We start from the raw sequence: 19,550 nt of genomic DNA, 5'->3' as shown, positions 1-19,550 counted from the left end.
TGACCTGCTCGGTTTAATCGAGACATTTATAACTAGAAGACGGCAGGTTGCAGGTCTTGGCGAAGTTGCTGCTTGAACTCCGCCGGGGTCAAGTATTGCAGACTGCTGTGTGGACGGAGCTCGTTGTAGTGAATGCGCCAGGATTCGATCAGAACGACGGCTTCGCGGCGTGAGCGGAACCACTCCAGCGACAAGCACTCGTCGCGAAACTTTCCGTTGAAGCTCTCGTCGGTGCCGTTCTGCCTGGGTTTGCCGGGGTCGTTCAGCACGGTGGCGATGCCGCAGCTCGATATCCACTCCAAGATGGCCTGGCTGACGAACTCCGGCCCGTTGTCCGAACGCATGAACAGTGGCGCACCGTGCAGGCTGACGAGCCGCGAAAGCACCTCGATCACCCGCGTAGAGCGAATGGCCCCAGCCACATCGATGGCCAGGCATTCCCGTGTGAACTCGTCCACGACCGTCAAGCACTTGATCTGCTGGCCGCTGGCCGTGGTGTCGAAGACGAAGTCATAGGCCCAGACCATGTTGGCTTTGAACGGCGTGTGGATGCGTGGTCGCACCGACGAGATGCGTTTGCGCGAACGCTTTCTGGGCACCAGCAGGCCCGCCTGGCGCCACAGGCGATGCGTGCGTGACCAACTCAGCTCCAAGCCCTGGCGACGTAGAAACACGCGGATACGGCGTAACCATAGCGGGGATATTGCGCCGAAAGCGCCTTCATCGCCGCGAGCACCGGGGCATCCTTGGCTGGCAGGCGCAACTGGTAGCTTGGCGTGGCACGCGACATACCGATCAGCCCGCAGGCCCGGCGCAGACTCAAGCCCCGTGCGCGCACGCAGGCCAGTTGCTCACGCCGGCCCTGCGGGCTCACCATTTTTATGCGTTGATCTCCTTGAGGATCTCGATGTCCAGCGCCGCTTCCGCCAGCAGCTTCTTGAGACGGCTGTTTTCAAGCTCCAGGGTCTTGAGCCGTTTGACATCGGCCGCCTCCATCTGTCCGAAGTGCTTGCGCCAGGCATAGATGGTGGCCTCGCTGACCTTGTGTTTCTTGGCGGCTTCGGCCACCGTGGTGCGATCCGCTTCACGCAGGATCGTGACCATTTTCTCTTCTGTGAATCGACTCTTTTTCATGAGCTCCTCTTCGGATGGGAGCCATCTTCCTAGAAATTAGTGTCTCGGAGAAACCGGGCAGGTCATCTTCTCAAATTTTATGGCGACAACCGTGTCTTTTTGCTGCTGGTCGATGACCCGCACCGAGACGTTCGGCGGAAAAAAATCGATCCCTTCTGCGGTCATCGAACCTCCAAGCCATGCGTCTTAATTTGCCGCCGATCATTGCGGTCGTGATCACTGGCGCGGCCGGGCCGCCATGCCCTGGAGGATGCAGCCGTTCGTCAAGCCACTGCATTTTTCGACACCATGTCGTCATCTGGCGGCGGCGCCGACTGGTAGCAGGCCCAGGCAAGAAGGAAGAGCAACAGCAAGAAGCGCGGCGAATCTATCAAGGTGTCGGTGAGCCCCACGACCAAAAAGCCGCTTAGCGCGGCAAGTGAGGCTCCGGCAATACTGTTGCTGCTAAAGGCGCTTCTGGCGGCCCCGCCCCATGCCAGGATTAAAAAAGCGCTCATTGCCACCAGCCCGAACCAGCCCTGGTCAAAGAGCACACCGTAGAAGAGACTCTTGACATGCCATTGGAGGTGGCTCTCACTGTTAAAAAACCAGTAATCCAGCCCATGGGAAAAGTCGCCATTGCGCAGCAAGTTGGTGCCATTCGCGGACTCAAGGCGCACGTGGTCAATATCGATGGTCGAGTTGGGTACGTCGTAATAAAGCGAGAGCTTGACAGGTCTTCGGCTGTACCAGGGTCTGATGGAAAGCTCTTGTGCCGTGAACGACGATTCGACACGACGCCAGGCGCCAAACTGTTTACCCAGCTCGATAGACTGTCGGATGCAGTCGTGAGAGGTCAACATCCACTTCTCACAAATGGGGATTGAAATCCTAGCGTCTGGGCGACTGGGGCGCACATCGAGCTTCAGCACGTACTTTTGCCCCGGTTCAATGGATACCAATTGGTCGACGAAAATAGGGTCCCCCGAGCCCAGGCGCAAATAAGTATTGCCCGCTTCGCGTTGCAACCCATAGGTGCCCGATCTCGGGTTGACGGCGCTGCGCCAAAAGCTCGTTTCAGGAAAACGGCCGATCCCCATACCAAACAGTGAGGTCTCCCAGTCGGGATTGCGAATATTGAGTGAATCTCTCCAATGCTCCTGACGCACCGCAAGGTCGGCGCTTACAGTGGCCATACGCGATTGCGCGAACTCGTCATTGAAAATTGGCACGGCTATCAAGAGTATTGCGCCAGCCATTCCAGCAAAAATGCAACCGCTTCGAACAAGTCGCTTCGTTTTGAGCATCGCTGCCACAAGCACAATAGAAACGGCAACCGCGTATGACAAGTAGCCGCCTCGGGAAAAGGTGACCATCAGTGCGTAGGTGGTGGCCACCAGGAGCAAGGCGCCTGCGAGCCCGACCAGCCAGTGTCGTTTCTCAAGCATGAGAGCAATCAAAAAAGGCGTCGCTACCGCAAGAAAGCACTCAATGTATGCGCCTCCAGTTTGCATGGCCGAGATCGGTCCCGTAACGCGATAAGTGTCGGAGAAGTTCAAAAGGCCGCTGAACGCAACTCGTTCCCACAAAACGACTGTAACCGTCAGCGCGAGCCCCAAAGCCATACCCCACGCAAATGGTCGAAGCGCATCAAGTCGCTCGGCCGCAAATCGCCTTGATAGCCCAAAGGTCAAGAATGCCCAAAAAACGCCTTTGACAATTCGCAGTGCGTTGTACGGGCTGTAGTAATTATTGAAGGAGTTGGCATCAGGCAGTTGAAACGGCAGCAAGCCACGCATGGCACTGATGGCAAAACTCAATGCGAGAAGGGTAACCGCCGTGGTAAAGAGGACATCCTTCTGTGATCGGCTGCCGGGCGACACCGGCACTCGACTGTAGGCGACAGCCAAGCAAACCAACAAGAGCGCATCAAATTCATCCAAAAAAAAGCGCCCGCTCCATGGCGCGAGATCAAACACCGGCAACGCTGCAGGAATAATGGCAAACACCCACACGGGCCGATGCCAGACGATGGCCGCGCAGGCAACCAGCACTACGCATACTAATACAGGAAAGGCGGGAAAGGTGGCCGTCCAAACCCCGGTAGCTACCAGACAAAGGAGCAGCCAAACAGGAACTCCCTTCGAGGGCTGTAAACGCTGCCCGCTTGTTTTTATTGGGGGCTCAGCGTCAACGGGCGTTCGTTCTTTCCGAAAAAGTTGGCGCATGAGGCTCACCGTAACCCAGCTTGCGGCGCAGGCGAGCAACAGGTTGGTAGGATCGGGGTGGGCTGGCTGCAAGAAGAGTTTGCTGGTTTCGACGCCCGCGGAAAGCCATAAGGACACGACAACAGCAAACCCGGATGAACGTCGATATGCCCAAGCAAAAAGGGCAACGGGCACGTATGAGAGGCAAACTACCAAAAGGCTCAACAGCGCCTGAGCTTCACCGGCATAGTAGTGGTAATAAAAAGGAACGAAATTGACTTGGGCCAATTGCGTTGCAGCAAAGTTCAAGCCATGCCAGCTTGAAGCAAACCATCGGTTGATGTACAGCAACACGAACAGATAAACCACACTGACTGGAATCGTGTAGCGCCTCAGCATCAAGGCCAAGTGGTCAGCTGTCCACCGATCACCGTATTTGCAAAACGCTACGCCGCAACAGACACCCAGCGCCCTTGAGAGTACTGATAAACCCTGCGAGATACCTGAGTACAAAAAAAACTGCGCAACTTCGATGAAACCGCCTAACAGTGTCCCTACAAGCGCAGCGTGCCGGTAGCTGGTGCCGCTTAAACCCGAAATACGAACCAGCAATATGCCCAACGGTACGGTCAGCACAACTTCAGCAAGCAGGTGAAGGCTGATGACCATGAACCTTGGGGAATCTCCCGCAACCAGCCAACCCCACGCGTTGGAATCAATTTTTGCCTGCAGTTCCGGCCACGACGACAAGATGTCATAAGGAAAAAGCGCGACAGCCAGGTAAACGAAGGCGTACCCCTCAAGTAGTCGCAACTTCAACCGTTGCGGGTCATTCCAAAATGATCTGACCAGTGTGTTGAACCAATCCAGATACCGGATGGAAAGTGCGAGCCCCACAAAGGTGCCCAACCATTCGGACAGGATGTCGTTTAGCTTGACTGTGCGCGGTGGAAAGAAAAGCTGGGCAAATTCAACTGCCACAGCCAGCAGCGCTGAAAAGGCACCAGCAATGGACAGCAACAGCAGCAGGGGCGGTTTTCTGAAAGTTTGCGTCAACAGGTAAGTAGTTAAAAACGCGACCGGAACGAAGAGCGTCCCATTGGCGATCAAGTCGGCATGGAGGTCGACGCTTAATGCGACAAATGGGATTTTTTGAAATGCAGCCCATGCGTCGGCCAGCGAACGGGCATGGTATTGGAGTGGTACCAGGCCGGCGTAGGCAACGAAAAGAACATAGCCGAGCCACAAGAAAAGTGGCACGCTTGATTGGGTGGACGATTTATTGTTCACGTTCAAGGTTCTGGCATAGGATATTGTTGTCAAACGCTTGGCTAGTATTGTCAGTCGGACAATCGACAAACTGCAATGAAATCAGACCGCCTTAAACCACAAATGCCAGACAAAGCCGAAGGGGCGATTTCACGATGGAGTGGAGTGCGTGCTCGTGATGATGCCGGTTCGCGATGGCAAGACTTTGGTTGTCATGCCGCCAATACTACCCGCGTAAATTGCCTGTTAGCCACCGAAAGGCGCCCGACATGATCGCCCGGCGCCTGCTCACTCAAACAGGGACCTCGCTGGCGCTGCTCTTCCTGATGAGTGCGCTGCCGGGCACCGCGCGCGCCGACACCGCCGGGCCTGCTCCGCAGGTCATCCATGCAGGCCCCCATCAAGCTATAAAAACAATAGCTGACACCGCACGGCTGGAAAGGGCTGGAACCACTATTGATGTAGATTCTGGCACCTACGCGGGAGATGTTGCCGTGTGGACGCAGGACAACATCACGCTGCGCGCCGTGGGTGGGCGCGTGCGCCTGCTAGCCCAAGGCGCGGCGGCGGAAGGCAAGGGCATCTGGGTGGTGCGCGCGCACGGCATGGGTGTGGACGGCTTTGACTTCGAAGGTGCGGCGGTGCCCGACCGCAATGGCGCGGGCATCCGGCTGGAGAGCGGTTCACTGCTGGTGCGCAACTGCCGCTTCATGTACAACGAAATGGGGCTGCTCACCAACAACGACCCCGCCACCGTGCTGGACATCGAAGACAGCCATTTTGCCTACAACCAGCGCCCCGACGGGCACAACCACAACCTGTACGTGGGGCGGATTGCGCAGCTGACGGTGACGGGCAGCTATTTTCATCATGCGCACATCGGCCATCTGCTCAAGAGCCGCGCGGCCGTGAGCCGCATCGTCAACAACCGGCTGGTCGACGGCGCCGGCGGCACGGCCAGCTACAAGCTGGAGTTTCCGAATGGCGGCATGGCCTATGTGGCGGGCAACACCATTGCGCAAAGCACGACGACGGAGAACCAGACCCTGATCTCGTTTGGCGCCGAAGGCTACAAATGGCCCCGCAACGAGATCGACCTGGAAAACAACACACTGGTGAACCCGCTGCCGCTCAGTGGCGTGTTCTTGCGGGTGGCGCCCGGGGCCGACGCCATACGCGCCGTGAACAACCGGCTAGCCGGCCACGGCACGCTGGAGTCAGCCGGCCCCGGCGAGTACCACGACAACATTCCTATTGACCTGCGCGACGCAGGTAGACCACCGATCGATTCCACGCATAATCCACTGACAGCAATGACAGCGCCCGTGCCGCGCAAGGCAGCTTCTCTGCCGGACTAGGACCAAAGACTCATGAGCGATGATGTTGGCGACCTGATGCCCTTGACCGACCTGGCCCCTGGCATGGGCTTGCGTTGGGCCGATGAGCCCAACGCCCTGAAGGTGGACCGGTTCGGCATCCACTCCCTATGCTACCGCGTGGACGGCGGCCAGCTGCGTTTTGCAGCGCGTGCCGATGAACTCGCCGATGCCAGCACCGAAATCGACCCGCAGGCGATTTTTGACTACCTGTACTTTCACGCCATCCCGTCGCCGCGCACTATTTACAAAGACATCTACCGACTGCCGCCCGGGCACCGCGCGGCGATGGGAAACGGCCAGCTCACGGTGACGCCCTACTGGCAGCCGCGCTTCGAGGAACAGCGCAAGCCCTCGTTTTCCGCCTTGAAGGATGAGTTCCGGCAACTGCTGCAGCAGGCCGTGGCGGCCCAGCTTGACGGCAGCAAGCCGGCCTGCTTCCTGAGCGGCGGCACCGACAGCTCGACCGTGGCCGGCATGATCGGCCTGGCCAGCGGCAAGGCGGCTGCCTCATACTCGATCGGCTTTCACGCGCAGGGCTACGACGAGATCGAATACGCGCGCCTGGCGGCCAGACACTTCAAGACCGAGCATCACGAGTACTACGTCACGCCCGAGGATCTGGTGCGCAGCATCCCGGCCGTGGCCGCGTATTTCGACCAACCTTTTGGCAACTCCTCGGCCCTGCCCTCTTACTACTGCGCCACGATGGCGCGCGAAGATGGCGTCAGCAAGATACTGGCGGGCGACGGCGGCGACGAGCTGTTTGGCGGCAACAGCCGCTACGCCAAGCAGCGGGTGTTTGGCTGGTATGGGCATGTGCCGGGCCTGCTTCAAAAAGGACTGATGGAGCCGCTGCTGGGCGGGCGCGCGGCGCAGGCGCTGACGCTGACGCGCAAGGCGGGCAGCTATGTCGAGCAGGCCCGCGTGCCCATGCCCGACCGCATGCAGATGTACAACCTCATCATCCGCCTGGGCGCCAGCGAAGTGCTCACGCCGCAGCTCATGGCGCAGATCGACACGACCGCGCCGCTGGCCTTGCAGCGCCGTGTGTGGCAAGCGCCGCAGCAGGCCAGCGCCCTGAACCGGGAGCTGGCCTACGACTGGCGCTTTACCCTGGCCGAAAGCGATTTGCCCAAGGTGCTGGGCGCCACCGGCTGCGCCGGGCTGGCGGTGGGCTTTCCGATGCTGGACCAGCGGCTGCTGGACTTTTCGCTCAAGCTGCCCACCGACTACAAGCTCAATGGGCTGAAACTGCGCTGGTTCTTCAAGGAAGCGCTGCGCGGCTTCCTGCCCGACCAGACCATCGCCAAAAAGAAACAGGGTTTTGGCCTGCCTTTTGGCGTGTGGGCCAACACGCATCCGGCTTTGAAGGCCCTGGCCACCGACTCGCTGCACAGCCTGGCCCGGCGCGGCGTGGTGCGCACTGATTTTGTGCAAACCCTGCTGACGCAGCGACTGCCCGAGCATCCTGCCTACTTTGGCGAGATGGTGTGGATCCTGATGATGCTTGAGCAGTGGCTGGCGGCCAAGGCGCCGAGTTTCAGCGTGCCCGCTTGAGGCCTGGATATGCTATCGAGTAAGTAGCTTTCCGCACCCATAGATAAGGGCTGAAGGCCTGTTTCATGCTTGATTCTTAAAAAACCAACGCACCGTACTGTTCACAAGCGCCGCCTTCATCTGCTTTTTTTTTACCGACCATCCTGATCGGTTTTTTTTGCCTTGGGCGCTTCAGTCATCCGGCGGCGGCGCTCTGGTTATTTGTGGCGTCAATGTTTGTCTAGGGCTACTGGATGCCGGAGTTCACCCTGCTCTTGCTGGCCTCGATTACCGGCAATTTTCTGGTGGGCAAAAAATTTCCTTGCTGGCCAGTGCCGACGATGAGCGCAAGCGCAGGCAGGCCAAAGGATGGATGGTTTTTGGTGTCGCAGCCAACCTCACGCTACTGGGCTACTTCAAGTACGCCAACTTTTTTCTGGACAACTTCAACACGGCAACCGGGTCAAGCTGGAACATAGGCCGCGTGATCCTGCCCATTGGCATCTCCTTTTTCAGCTTCACGCAAATTGCCTTTCTGGCCGACGCCTAGCGCAAGGGCATACGGGAATACCGGTTTGTGCATTACGGCCTGTTCGTCTCGTATTTCCAGCACCTGATCGCCGGTCCGGTGCTGCACCATGCGCAGATGATGCCGCAGTTCAGGGACGCGGCGACCTATCGCTTCAACAGCGGCAACTTCAGCGCGGGACTGGCCATCTTTGCCCTGGGAATGTTCAAGAAGGTGGTGCTGGCAGATGCCCAATAGCAACACCATCGGCGAGTACCTGCTGCGCCGCTGCCGCTGGCGCGACCCCCTACGCCCTCCTGATCGCGGGCGCCAGCACTGCCGCAGTGGCGTTTTTGCTACTGATGAACATCACCCGTGATTCGATCAGTGCTTTTATCTACTTCAACTTCTGAGATGCCGAAAAGCTTTTCCGGTGCTTGGCGGGCATGGCCGGCTTTCTGCTGCTGGAAGTTATTTTCCGGCTGCTGCCGGTCTCCACGTCGACAGAGACGGGCTATTAAATCGACCCGCTCATTCTGAGCTACCCGCCCCATCATCACTGGACCACGTCGACCGGATGGGACTTGCGCAACGCGCAGCGGCTTGAATCCAACAACCGGGGTTACGTTGCCGACCACGATTTTGCGTAGAACGACAAGACAGTGGCCTTGATCGGTGACAGTTTTGTCGAGGCTTCCATGCTCGCCGCCCCGGACCGACCCGGCGCGCAGCTTGAACGCGCGCTAGGCACGCGCCCCGTGTCTGCCATGGGCAACCCCGGCACCGCCCTGGTCGACTATGCCGAGCGCATCCGCTTTGCGCATACGCATTTTGGCGTGCGCGATTTCGTGGTGCTGATGGAGCGTGGCGATGTCTAGCAGTCCCTGTGCGGCTCCGGCAATATCAATGGGCCCTGCCTGGACGGGGCCACCTTCGCGCCACGCCTCGAAAAGCAACCGATGGATCGATGGGTGATCCGTGGGGCGCGGATGTCGGTACCCGAAGGTAAAAAATGAAGGCAAAACCTCAACGCCAATCATGAGTACCGTTCAGCATGCGCATGGCGTCGGAATTGCTGATCAGAAGAGCCGGAATATGCACTCTGGAGTCAGGCGATCGGTCCGCGGCAAGCGATCGCCGCAGCATCGCCCGCCCAGATCGATGGCGGGCTCACAGCGCCCCCTGCCGCCGCGCCTTATGTGGACGTCGTGACGGCCACTTTCTTCCAACGCACCAAACCGTACACGACGGGACGCCTGGTGATTGTGATTGACAGCAACAGGAGCGCGCTGTCGCAAGGTCAATCGTAAGCACGCGGTGATCCCATCTTGAATCGATAGACATGAACGGGCATCGTCCCCACGAAGGAGATCGTGGAGATGATGGATCAAGTGTCGACAGTGACGCGCCCCCGGCGGCGCGAGTACAGCGCAGAGTTCAAGGCCTCGGTGCTGGATCAATGCAGGCAGCCAGGCGCGTCGGTTGCCGGGATCGCACTGGGCTACGGCATCAACCCGAACATGGTGCACCGATGGATGCGCGAGGCGCGCCAAAGCCAGATGCTGGCCGATTTGCAGCAGGGGGCCACCGCCTTCGTGCCGCTGCAGTTGCAGCCGTCACCGATGGTTGATGCAGACCCCTGGCCGACAAAGCTCGATGCGCCGCTCGCCAGCCAAAGCGTCGCCGCAGAGAGCATCCGCATTGAACTCACGCGCGCTGGTGGCACGGTGACCGTGTACTGGCCGCTGGCGGCGGCGGCCCAATGCGCGCAAGTGCTGCGGGACTTGCTGCGGTGATCCGCATCGATGCAGCCTGGCTGGCCACTGCGCCGCTGGACATGCGCGCTGGCACCGACACAGCGCTGGCCCGGGTGATCGACGTCTTCGGCGCCGCCCACCCCCACCACGCCTACCTGTTTGCCAACAAGCGCGCCAACCGCATCAAGGTGCTGGTGCACGATGGCATCGGCATCTGGCTGGCTGCTCGCCGGTTGCACCAAGGCAAGTTCATCTGGCCTGCAGCCGGTGGTGTCCTGACACGGCTGCCCACGCACAAAGCCAGCCGGGTTGAGGAGTTACTGCCATATCACTGGCAGCTCATCACTGTCTGAGCAATAACCATGACCGCTGACAGCGGTCAATATGGAATCGCCGCGCGCTTACGGTCAATCGATGCCCGACCCATCACGCACGCGCTTCATGGCGCTGACGGCACCGCAGGTGCTGTCGTGGTCGACACCGAGCCGCTCTTCAAGGCCCATTTCGCCCGCTCGAACCTGAGCCTGGACATTGGCCCTTATAACGGCCACTTCAACCCCCTGGGCGTGAAGCTGGTCACAGCAGCGGCGGCGAATGCTCAGCGCGAGCCTTAGGCAAAAGGCCGGCGGCCTGCGGCGGATGCGATGGCCGGCGGCTTCGGCTTACTACCATTCATATAGCTACTCACGCCCATACAGAAAGGGCTAGAGGCCAATTTAATGCTTAACCCAACAAAAACCGGGTTCCTGATCATGCGCTGCGCAGGTTGGCCAGCATTCGGGCACCGAAACGAAGGCGGGTCTTGTCCCATGGGGTAAAACGCCGCAGTTCCAACGGCTCATCATTTTGACGCGAGGCACCCCACGCGGTGCTGAGCGCGGCATCAAAATCGAGACTGCGCACCACCGCCACTGTTTGGGGTGAGTAGTCTTCACCCGGCTTGCCGTTGGGGTAGGCAAACAGCCCTACGCGCTCGCCGAGCAGTTTTTCGAGAAAGCGCTTGCTGTCACTGATTTCCTGGCGTGCTTGGGCGTCGGTGAGCGAGGCCAGGATGGGGTGAGACACCGTGTGCGCGCCGATCTGCATACCGGCCTGGCGCATGGCCTTGAGCTGTGGCGAGCTCATCATCAGGTCCGATGGCAGCGCCACCCTGGCCAGGCCAGCGATCTGCTCCGTCAGACTGACACGCTGAGCCCGCGCGCGGTATTTGATCTTATCGATCAGTAGCGCAATAGTTGCCTGCTTCTCAGCCAGAGTCGTTAGCGGATACTGCCCCAGCCCGAGCGAAGAACAATCGAGCCGTGCGGCGGTGCTGCCTCTTACCGTCTCGATCAGGGTGTCGTTCCACATGCGGCCGCCATCGAGAAAACCGGTGGCGATAAAAAACGTAGCAGCAAGTCCATGCTGCTGCAGTATGGGCAGGGCCACCTGGAAATTATCCACATAACCGTCGTCAAAAGTGATGCAGGCGGCCCGCGCCGGCAGCGTCCCTGCCTTCAGCTGCATAACAGCCTGATCCAGCGGCAACACGTTAAACCATGACCTGAGCCAGCCACACACCTCGGCAAACCGGCGCGCATGCATCTCGCCAGGAAACAACAAATCGGGTTCAGGCAACACCCGATGAAAGATCAGCACAGACAGGCGGGCTTTTGCGCCTGCGGGGGATGCCCACCCCAGGAATTGCTTCAGCATGATTCAATCCGATTTCGCTGAAGTGGCCAGGCCAGGAATGGTCTTCCAGCCCGGCACATAGACAGGCTCCGTTTGCCAGCCCTTCTTTTCAACCCAAACCCGCGTCAGAACCACCATGACCATGATGTCGTAAGGCAGGTCAAAATAGGCAAGGCTCAAAAACGCACCGCCAACCGCATAGGCGACCAGCGCCACTTGGCTCATGGCACCAAGCTGGTTGCACCACAAGGCCTCTGGCACAGAAAATTTCTGCCGCCTCAGCCAGCCGGCCGAACGCCAGGTCGCTACGAATAAGCCCAGAAATAAAAACAGCCCACCGAAGCCATGATTGCCCAGTACCTGGAAATAAATGCTGTGAGCCGCGCGTGCTAAGTCGTGGTACGGCGAGTACAAGTCAAACAGCTCCTGGCGCGCCGAGTTGAAACCTGCGCCAAACGGGTAATGAAAGGCGCTGTTCCAGGCACTCCACCAGGCGCTGATGCGGCCCATGGCGGACGCGTCCTGTTCGTAGGAACCAATGGTGGCCATGCGTGCGTCCCACGACTCGGGCATGAACATAACGAGTGGAATGACGAACAGCAAAATTGCCACGCTGATGCCCAGTTTGTTTTTACTGTGCCACCAAAAATAAAGCCCCATCACTCCCATTGCCAATAACGCCCCGCGGGATTGGGACCCCAGAGCCGATGCGACACACAGAACCATCGCGGCCGTCATGCCATAACGCACCCATGATTTGCCGAGTTGAAGCTGCAGGAACCTGAGCAAGGGGATGGTCATCACCAGGGCGACCGCAAATTCGTTGTTATCTTCAATGAATGAGCCGGGTGGGCCCAACACGTGGAAGTCACCACCCGATGTAAGCGTAAAAATCCCACCCTTGATGCCCAACAGGGCCAGCGAACCGGCGCAAACCCACATCAACGCGAATATGTGTTGCTTGCTATTGAGCACCGCCAGGGCCAGCAAAATCATGACGTCAATTTTCATGACCTTCTTCCATTGCGCGTAGTCCTCCACTGGTTCAATGCCTGCCCGCCAGGACAACGTCATCCAGAGCATGAACAACACCAGCCAGGTGACGGGGCTCGCCCTGAAGGGCGATTCACTCTCTTTTGTCATGAGTACGCCCAGCAGGGTAGCGGCCACAGTGATCGCAGCCAAGGGCGCGTCATAAGCCAAGCCCCATGTGTAACGGTGCGGGTTCATGATGCTGAGCCAAGTCCATAGCATGATGCCTACCCAGGGCCGGCGCAGCGCAGCTAGGGCGCCCAATAAAACAATGGCGATGACGAGGACGTCACGCATGGCTGATGATGTACCTGAATTTGCCGGATTTCTCGGCAGGGATGTTATCTACGAACTCGACATTCACTGACACGTCAGCTCCCAGGCGCTGTCTGAACCCGCTAATGATTTTCGCTGCGCCATCGGGCGCAAAACCTTCCTCTGTCACCAGCAACACCCGGATAAGTTCCTGTGACTCCTGAACGACCTTGAACGCATTCACACCTGGCAGGTCACGCAGAATGTAGATGAGCGACAGGCCATGCATGACAGTGCCGTCTGCGGCCGTCACAAAATCGGTGCTGCGGCCCTGAATGTCTTGCAGCAGCGGCAAACCACGGCCACAACTGCAGCGCGTGGCGCCCAGCACGCCGATGTCACCCGTGCGGTAACGGATGAAAGGGAAGTCATTGGTAGACAGGTGTGTGACGACGATTTCTCCAGCCACTCCGGGGGGCTGAACTTGCCCGGCGTCGTTGACGATCTCCACCACGGTGTCATCGGCCGTCAGGTGCATGCTGCCTGCGGGGCATTCGTGGGCAATAAAACCTGCGTCTCGCCCACCATAACCATTTGCTACCCTACAGCCAAACACCTTGCTGATCGTGTTGCGCTGCTCGTCGTACAGGCGCTCGGAGGTAACAAAGGCCACCTTGATACCCAGGTCTGTCATGCTCACCCCCCGTTTTTCGGCATGTCGGGCAATATGAGTCAGGGCCGAAGGGTAGCCAAACAGCATACGAGGCTTGACGCTGCGGATGGTGGAAATGAACTGATCGAGTTTGGTCTCGGACATCTCGAACGCCGGCAACAACTGGGTGCGCAGCAGTTTGTCGCGCCAGTGCTTGAAGTGATCCTGCTTGGCCAGTTCGATCGGTGAGCCCCAGACCACGATTTCCGGGTCGCCTATGTCGACACCCCACCAGCGGGTGGCGCGCCACTTGGCGGCTACGTCATGGCTGACGCGTTTTTTTCCAATGAAAAAGACCAGGGGTTCACCGGACGAACCACCGGTGTTGAAGCGCGCCAAGCCCTGTGCTTGGGCATGCCTGAGCGCGTCGGTATTGGCGCGGATGACGGGTTTGGTGAGGAACGGCAGGCGCTGAAGGTCAGCGGTGCTTTTAATACTGGCGGCATCAAACCCTAGCCGTGCGAACAGGTCACGGTAATACGGCACATGGGCGGCCGCGTCTTGCAGGAGATCGCGCAGCCGCTGCAACTGGAATGCCGCGAGGCGATCAGCGGGCCACCACTGGACCTCTTCCATCTGGCGCCGCAGAGCCACCGTGTTGTGGCGCTTGAAGCGCTCATGCACAGGAAACAATAACCTGGAGACGAACGACGTGTACAAAGCCATGTCAGATCCGGTTGGTCAGCGGGTTAGCGCGATGGCCTGCCTGTAAACCCTGGCGAGCACGGGCTGGACGAAAAACCAAGTGTAGCGTTGTGCCTCCTGCAGTCCAGCCTGTGCGCGTTGTTGCCAGAGCGCCTCGTCGGATAACAGAGCCACGCATGCCTCAGCCATAGCAGCCGGGTCCGCAGGGGGTACCAGGGAAGCGGTCACCCCATGCTGCGCCAGGTCGGGAATGCCGCCTACATTGGTGCTGACCACAGGCACACCGCTGGCCCAGGCTTCCAGCACGGAGTTGGGCATGTTGTCGGCCAGGCTTGGGTTGAGCATGAGGTCTGCCGTGCGGTAGAGCATGGCCATCGCATCGCACTCAAGACGGCCGGTGAACTGCACGGCATCCGTCAGCCCCATCTCCTGAACAGACTGGCGCAGGCCTGGCTCATCGGGGCCGCTACCGGCAATGGTCAGGCGGGCTTGCGGAAAGCTTGCTTTTACCTTCTGAAATGCCCGAATGGCGGTCAGATTGTCATACAGTGGCTCCAGGTTTCGCGCTACCAGTAAATGAGCCGTACCCGAGCGAACCAACTCACGGGAACGAAAACGACTGAGGTCGATGATGTTGGGAACAATGCCGGCAGACATGCCAGACCGGGCGAAGACTCTCTGCAAAAAACCCGACGGCACCACCAAGGAGCTGGTCTGGCGCATGGTGAAGCGAACCAAAGCCCCGGCGCGCAGCAGAAACTCGGCGGCCTCGCCACCCCGGTAGTTCACAACCGCAGCGATGCCGCGGCTGCGCGCTGCCCAGACGGCAGGGGCGGCAAACAAATGCCACGACCAGCCGGAGTTAGCCATGATGTGAAAAATATCCACCTGCCCCGCCGTACGGCAAAGCGTCGCCAGATAAGGCATAAGTCTGAACACCGAACGCAACACAGGCACGCGGGCCACCCAGTGCGGCCAATACGGGGCATTGACCTGCACAGTGATGACGGTGGCACCCGCTGCAGTTAACAACTCGGCCAGTTGCCGGGTCTGGTTGGCCATGCCGCCTGAAGGAGGCGGTAACGGACCAATCAGGCCGATGCGCAGTCCAGAAAGGCCGGGCAATGTCATAGTATTTCCGCCAACGAAGCATAGACCCGGGCATAGTTGGACACACTGGCAGTCCAGTTGCGTTCGTCCTCCACAAATTGACGCCCTGCTTCGCGCATGGCTGGCCAGCATGCTTGATCCGCAAAGAGACTGACCACGGCTTGCGTCAGCGCCTCAGTACTGCCGGCCTTAAACAACATGCCGGTCTCGCCATGACGAATCAACTCCTTGTGGCCACCGACGTCGGAGGCGACCAGTAAACGGCCCTGGGCCATGGCCTCCAGCGGCTTGAGTGGGGTGACCAGTTCGGTTAGGCGCATGGAGCGACGCGGGTAGGCCAGCACGTCCACCAGGTCGTAATAACGCTGCACGTCGGCATGCGGCACGCGGCCGGTAAAGACGACCGTATCGGCCACACCCAGACGCTGCGCCTGGGCCTTGAGAGCGTCTTCTTGTGGACCACCGCCTACAAGAAGCACGCGCACCTCCGGCCGCTGAATCAGAATGCTGGGTAAGGCGTCCAGCAGCAGGTCCAGCCCCTCGTAGGCGTAAAACGAACCGATGAAACCGATCACACTGGCGCCATCCAGGCCGAGCCGGGTTTTGAGCGCGGCATCGGGCTGGCCGCCGGGCTCAAACGAGTCGATATCAACCGCATTGGGGATGACCGTGACTCTGGTGGCGTGGATACCGCGGGCCACAATGTCGCTACGCAGACCTTCGCAAATGGTGAACACATGCTGGACGCGCTTGAGCGTCCGGGTTTCAAGCCAGCGGGTCAGGTCATAGCGCAGGCTGCCCTCGGAGGTAGTGCCGTGATCAACCGCGGCATCCTCCCAAAAAGCGCGCACTTCATACACCACCGGAATGCCCAGGCGCTTACCCACACGCAGCGCAGGCAAAGCGTTCAGCACCGGGGAATGAGCGTGAATGATGTCAGGCCGTAGCTGCCTGGCCACCTGTAGCAGACGGTGTTCCAGCTGGCGCATGAGGGCAAATTCACCGACGCCGGGCAACGGGCTGACGGACGCGGCCGGGGTACGGTAGAAATGCCAGCCGTCGACATTCTCCTCCTGCTCCTTGCAATTGATTTGCTTGGAGCTGGTGAGGTGATGGGTGTCCCAGCCGAGCTTGCGCTGCTCGCGCAAAATTGAAAGGGTGCGAAAGGTGTAGCCGCTGTGCAGCGGAATGGAGTGGTCCAGCACATGGAGAATGCGCAGACTCATGGGACGGCCTCCGCGACTGCAGCGACATCAACCTCCGCCACGGGAGTATCGACCACTTGGCGCAAGAAGGCTTCAAACATCAGCAGTGTCCACAGCGGCGCGCTATGGTCGCTGGCACCGGACTGATGGGCGTCGACCAGATGCCGCAAATAAGCGGGATTGAACCATCCGGTGGAAACCAGCCGCTCGCCCAGCACCGCGTCGCGCACGCGCTGTTTCAGGGGGCCACGAAACCAACGCGCAAGCGGCACAGCAAATCCCATTTTTGGCCGGTACAGCACGTCGTTCGGCAGGTAGGGCTCCATCGACTTTTTGAAGATGTGCTTGCCCTCCTGACCATTGATCTTGTGGCTGGATGGCAGGGTGGCGAGCCATTCGACCAGTTCATGGTCCATCAGCGGTTCACGCACTTCGAGGGAATGCGCCATGCTGGCGCGGTCCACCTTGGTGTTGATGTCGCCGACTAGGTAGGTTTTAAGGTCCAGGTACTGAATGAAGGCCAGCGGGTCGTCGGTGCCCGCCCGGGCAGCGTGGCGCTTGAACACCTCCTGCGCGTTGTAGCCAGCGAGTTCGGTTCTGAAACTTTGGCTGAACAGAGCCTCACGCATAGGGCCGCGCAGGATGGAAACGGTGTGAAAGTAGGCCTCAACCGAACTGCGGGCCAGCCCCTCAAACGTGGTCTTGGCGCGAAACATGCGCGGCGCCCAGTCGGCCTTGGGGTAAAGCTTGCCCAGCGTTCCGAACAGCGAGCCACGCATCCCCTGGGGCAGCGCGGAGCGCATGCGATCTTCCATCAGGTGCATGCGATAGCGTCGGTAGCCACCCATGGCTTCGTCGCCACCATCGCCCGACAGGGCTACGGTGACATGTTTACGCGCCAACTGGCAGACCCGGTAGGTGGGGATGGCGGAACTGTCCGCATAGGGCTCGTCATACAAGCGGGCTAGCGTGTCAATAAGGTCGAAATCGTCACTCTTGACGACTTCAAGGCGGTGGTTGGTGCGGTAACGGTTGGCCACCTTCTGGGCAAAGGCGGATTCGTTGAAGGCCGGATCGTCAAAGCCGATGGAGCAGGTGTTGACAGGCTCGGACGACAAGCCGGCCATGACGGCAACCACCGCGCTGCTGTCCACTCCCCCCGACAGGAAAGCGCCGAGTGGGACCTCGGCAATCATGCGTAAACGCACGGACTCCTTGAGACGCAGCACCAGTTCTGCCTGGGCATCGGTTTCTGAGATGGGGTTGTCAAGGCTGAACCTGACATCCCAATACGCCACGGGTTCAACCAGGGGCTGGCCGCGGCGAATGGTGAGACTGTGGGCGGGCGAGAGTTTTTGGGCCTGCTTGAAGATCGTACGTGGCTCGGCGACGTAGCCCAGCGCAAAGTATTCTTCTACCGCCAGCGGGTCGATATCGCGTCGCAGACCGCCGTGCGCCAGGATGGACTTGAGCTCGGAGCCAAACAGCAGGGTGCCGTCGTCGAGCAGCGCGTAGTACATGGGCTTGACACCCATGCGGTCGCGCGCCATGAAAAAGGTTTGCTGGTTCCGGTCCCACAGCGCGAAGGCGAACATGCCGCGAAAGCGCTTGACGCAGTCGGCCCCCCAGGATTCCCACGCGTGGACGATGACCTCGGTGTCGCTCCTGGTATGAAACACGTGGCCGAGTGCCTGCAACTCGAGGATGAGCTGCTGGTAGTTATAGATTTCACCATTGAAGACGACAACCACCGAGCCGTCTTCATTGAACAGTGGCTGCTGCCCGGTGGCAATGTCGATGATTGACAGGCGCCGATGGCCCAGGCCCACGCCAGGCTCGATGTGCAGACTGCCCTCGTCGGGACCGCGGTGCAGCTGCGAATCGTTCATGCGCTGGAGGACGGCCCGGCTAATATCACTGCCGCCGCGGGTGTCAAAGATGCCGGTGATGCCGCACATGGTGTTCAGCTTTTTTGAGGGATGGAAAGGGAGGTCATTTGGCGACGCAGCGACTGGTCGTACACACGCTGGTAGGTGGACACCATGGCCTGCATGCTGAACGTCGCTTGCACACGCTGGCGACCCGTCCGGCCCAGGCTGCGCGCGCTCTCAGGATGGGAAGCAAGCTCCACCAGCCGAAGGGCCATGGCCTGCGGGTCGGTAGGAGGAACGATATAACCGGTTTGCCCGTGCAACACCAAGTCGGCGTTGCCACCGACAGCGGTGGCAACGACCGGCAAAGCGCTGGCCATGGCCTCCAGAATCGTGTTGGAGATGCCCTCGGCCAGCGACGGCAGGGTAAAGACATGCAGACCGCGCAGAATGTCCGCCACATCACTTCGCTCGCCGGGCAGCCAGGCCAGCGCACCCAGGCCTGCGGCGTCGAGCACGGCTTGCGCTTGCGCACGCAAAGGCCCTTCCCCCACCATGACCAGGCGCATGCCCTGCCGCAGCTTGGAGTCCAAAATGATGGCCTGAACAAACGCATGCGCCAGCATGAGCTGGTCTTTCACTGACTGCATGCGCCCTACGGTACCCACTAGCCAGTGTTGCGCCGGATTGAAGGGACAGCCCGCGATGGGTTGCGGCCCATAGGGTGCCGGACTGAAGCGATCGGTATCGACGCCGTTGTAGGCCTGGGTGATGTGTTCTGGCGAAACATGCACCTTGTCCACCAGGTAGTCGGTCAGATCGCGCGACAGGGCCATGTAGTGCTGAACGAATGGTCTGTAAAAACGGCGAACGCGCTGGTAGGTGACATTGCTGCCGTCCAGATCCTCCACGTCACGGCCATGTTCACCATGAATGCGAACCGGCACGCCAGCGGCCCAGGCAGGAACTTGTACCTCGAGTGCCGCGAGGTTGCGGCTGTGCACGATGGTAGGCCGCAATTGGCGGAACAACTTGAATAGTTTGGGATACTTCCAGACGCCGTGGCCCGGTCGCTTGTGCAAGGAGATGAATTCAACATCTTGGCGTTGAATGCGCTGACTGAAATCAGTAACCTCGGTCAGCGCCAGCACGGCGTGCCGATAGGCATCAGAAGGCATGTGATTGATCAGGTTGACAATGCCATTCTCCAGTCCGCCGGTGTCAAAGCGGTACATCACATGAAGTACAAGCGGACGAGTGTCACCTTGCATGCACAG

Annotated in this window: 16 protein-coding genes and 1 pseudogene; 8 read left to right on the top strand and 9 right to left on the bottom strand. The window is 59.7% G+C overall.

The features are described from left to right. Positions 1-32 precede the first annotated feature (32 nt). Positions 33-1,134, bottom strand: a pseudogene (locus tag BM160_RS19205) (IS3 family transposase). Positions 1,135-1,397: 263 nt separating this feature from the next. Beyond that, entirely contained in the window at positions 1,398-4,610 is a 3,213-nt protein-coding gene (locus BM160_RS19200; RefSeq protein ID WP_092007779.1) for a VanZ family protein, read from the bottom strand. Between the two features lie 248 nt (positions 4,611-4,858). On the opposite strand from BM160_RS19200, the gene BM160_RS19195 reads away from it, so the two are divergent. From BM160_RS19195 to BM160_RS19160, 8 genes are all read left to right on the top strand, one after another. Then, the gene (locus BM160_RS19195) at positions 4,859-5,947 is read left to right on the top strand and encodes a right-handed parallel beta-helix repeat-containing protein (RefSeq protein WP_092007774.1); all 1,089 of its coding nucleotides are present in this window, start codon (positions 4,859-4,861) and stop codon (positions 5,945-5,947) included. 12 nt (positions 5,948-5,959) lie between these two features. After that, positions 5,960-7,525: an asparagine synthetase B family protein gene (locus BM160_RS19190; RefSeq protein ID WP_255369007.1), complete on the top strand. Its 1,566-nt coding sequence runs from the start codon at positions 5,960-5,962 to the stop codon at positions 7,523-7,525. 301 nt (positions 7,526-7,826) lie between these two features. Then, complete coding sequence (locus BM160_RS19185; protein WP_092007773.1) at positions 7,827-8,054, top strand: hypothetical protein; 228 nt, start codon at positions 7,827-7,829, stop codon at positions 8,052-8,054. A gap of 9 nt (positions 8,055-8,063) precedes the next feature. After that, positions 8,064-8,270 (top strand): MBOAT family O-acyltransferase, encoded by a 207-nt coding sequence (locus BM160_RS19180; RefSeq protein WP_143093291.1) that lies wholly within the window; start codon positions 8,064-8,066, stop codon positions 8,268-8,270. Between the two features lie 404 nt (positions 8,271-8,674). Beyond that, complete coding sequence (locus BM160_RS19175; protein WP_092007771.1) at positions 8,675-8,890, top strand: hypothetical protein; 216 nt, start codon at positions 8,675-8,677, stop codon at positions 8,888-8,890. A 501-nt stretch (positions 8,891-9,391) separates the two neighbouring features. Further along, complete coding sequence (locus tag BM160_RS19170; RefSeq protein ID WP_255369006.1) at positions 9,392-9,808, top strand: IS66-like element accessory protein TnpA; 417 nt, start codon at positions 9,392-9,394, stop codon at positions 9,806-9,808. Beyond that, positions 9,775-10,122 carry an IS66 family insertion sequence element accessory protein TnpB gene (gene tnpB / locus BM160_RS19165; protein ID WP_143093290.1) on the top strand — a complete coding sequence of 116 codons (348 nt, stop codon included), beginning with the start codon at positions 9,775-9,777 and terminating at the stop codon, positions 10,120-10,122. Before BM160_RS19170 ends, tnpB begins: the two co-directional genes overlap by 34 nt. 9 nt (positions 10,123-10,131) lie before the next feature. After that, on the top strand, positions 10,132-10,383 hold the full coding sequence (locus BM160_RS19160) for a hypothetical protein (protein ID WP_092007770.1): 252 nt from the start codon (positions 10,132-10,134) through the stop codon (positions 10,381-10,383). 136 nt (positions 10,384-10,519) lie between these two features. Here the strand turns inward: BM160_RS19160 and BM160_RS19155 are convergent, their stop codons facing one another. The 7 genes from BM160_RS19155 to BM160_RS19125 are packed head-to-tail and all read right to left on the bottom strand — an operon-like array spanning position 10,520 to position 19,544. After that, complete coding sequence (locus BM160_RS19155) at positions 10,520-11,464, bottom strand: polysaccharide deacetylase family protein (protein ID WP_092007769.1); 945 nt, start codon at positions 11,462-11,464, stop codon at positions 10,520-10,522. Positions 11,465-11,467: 3 nt separating this feature from the next. After that, entirely contained in the window at positions 11,468-12,772 is a 1,305-nt protein-coding gene (locus BM160_RS19150; protein WP_092007768.1) for a putative O-glycosylation ligase, exosortase A system-associated, read from the bottom strand. Continuing rightward, on the bottom strand, positions 12,765-14,108 hold the full coding sequence (locus BM160_RS19145; protein WP_092007767.1) for a phenylacetate--CoA ligase family protein: 1,344 nt from the start codon (positions 14,106-14,108) through the stop codon (positions 12,765-12,767). The genes BM160_RS19150 and BM160_RS19145 overlap by 8 nt, the downstream gene beginning before the upstream one ends. 15 nt (positions 14,109-14,123) lie before the next feature. Beyond that, on the bottom strand, positions 14,124-15,218 hold the full coding sequence (locus BM160_RS19140) for a glycosyltransferase family 4 protein (protein ID WP_092007766.1): 1,095 nt from the start codon (positions 15,216-15,218) through the stop codon (positions 14,124-14,126). Then, on the bottom strand, positions 15,215-16,417 hold the full coding sequence (locus tag BM160_RS19135) for a TIGR04063 family PEP-CTERM/XrtA system glycosyltransferase (RefSeq protein ID WP_092007777.1): 1,203 nt from the start codon (positions 16,415-16,417) through the stop codon (positions 15,215-15,217). The genes BM160_RS19140 and BM160_RS19135 overlap by 4 nt, the downstream gene beginning before the upstream one ends. 2 nt (positions 16,418-16,419) lie before the next feature. Further along, positions 16,420-18,360, bottom strand: a complete 1,941-nt coding sequence (locus BM160_RS19130) for an XrtA/PEP-CTERM system amidotransferase (RefSeq protein WP_092007765.1) — start codon at positions 18,358-18,360, stop codon at positions 16,420-16,422. A gap of 5 nt (positions 18,361-18,365) precedes the next feature. Then, positions 18,366-19,544 (bottom strand): TIGR03088 family PEP-CTERM/XrtA system glycosyltransferase, encoded by a 1,179-nt coding sequence (locus BM160_RS19125; protein ID WP_092007764.1) that lies wholly within the window; start codon positions 19,542-19,544, stop codon positions 18,366-18,368. Positions 19,545-19,550: the final 6 nt, after the last annotated feature.

It is taken from the genome of Polaromonas sp. OV174 (genome assembly GCF_900112285.1).
GTDB lineage: Bacteria > Pseudomonadota > Gammaproteobacteria > Burkholderiales > Burkholderiaceae_C > Polaromonas.
Note: the sequence above shows the minus strand (reverse complement) of the source record. Positions and strands in the feature narration are given on the sequence as shown.

Coding starts and splice junctions, on each gene's coding strand:
- BM160_RS19195 (WP_092007774.1), top strand. CDS start 4,859: ATGATCGCCCGGCGCCTGCTCACTCAAACAGGGACCTCGCTGGCGCTG.
- BM160_RS19190 (WP_255369007.1), top strand. CDS start 5,960: ATGAGCGATGATGTTGGCGACCTGATGCCCTTGACCGACCTGGCCCCT.
- BM160_RS19170 (WP_255369006.1), top strand. CDS start 9,392: ATGATGGATCAAGTGTCGACAGTGACGCGCCCCCGGCGGCGCGAGTAC.
- tnpB (WP_143093290.1), top strand. CDS start 9,775: ATGCGCGCAAGTGCTGCGGGACTTGCTGCGGTGATCCGCATCGATGCA.
- BM160_RS19160 (WP_092007770.1), top strand. CDS start 10,132: ATGACCGCTGACAGCGGTCAATATGGAATCGCCGCGCGCTTACGGTCA.
- BM160_RS19155 (WP_092007769.1), bottom strand. CDS start 11,464: ATGCTGAAGCAATTCCTGGGGTGGGCATCCCCCGCAGGCGCAAAAGCC.
- BM160_RS19150 (WP_092007768.1), bottom strand. CDS start 12,772: ATGCGTGACGTCCTCGTCATCGCCATTGTTTTATTGGGCGCCCTAGCT.
- BM160_RS19145 (WP_092007767.1), bottom strand. CDS start 14,108: ATGGCTTTGTACACGTCGTTCGTCTCCAGGTTATTGTTTCCTGTGCAT.
- BM160_RS19140 (WP_092007766.1), bottom strand. CDS start 15,218: ATGACATTGCCCGGCCTTTCTGGACTGCGCATCGGCCTGATTGGTCCG.
- BM160_RS19130 (WP_092007765.1), bottom strand. CDS start 18,360: ATGTGCGGCATCACCGGCATCTTTGACACCCGCGGCGGCAGTGATATT.
- BM160_RS19125 (WP_092007764.1), bottom strand. CDS start 19,544: ATGCAAGGTGACACTCGTCCGCTTGTACTTCATGTGATGTACCGCTTT.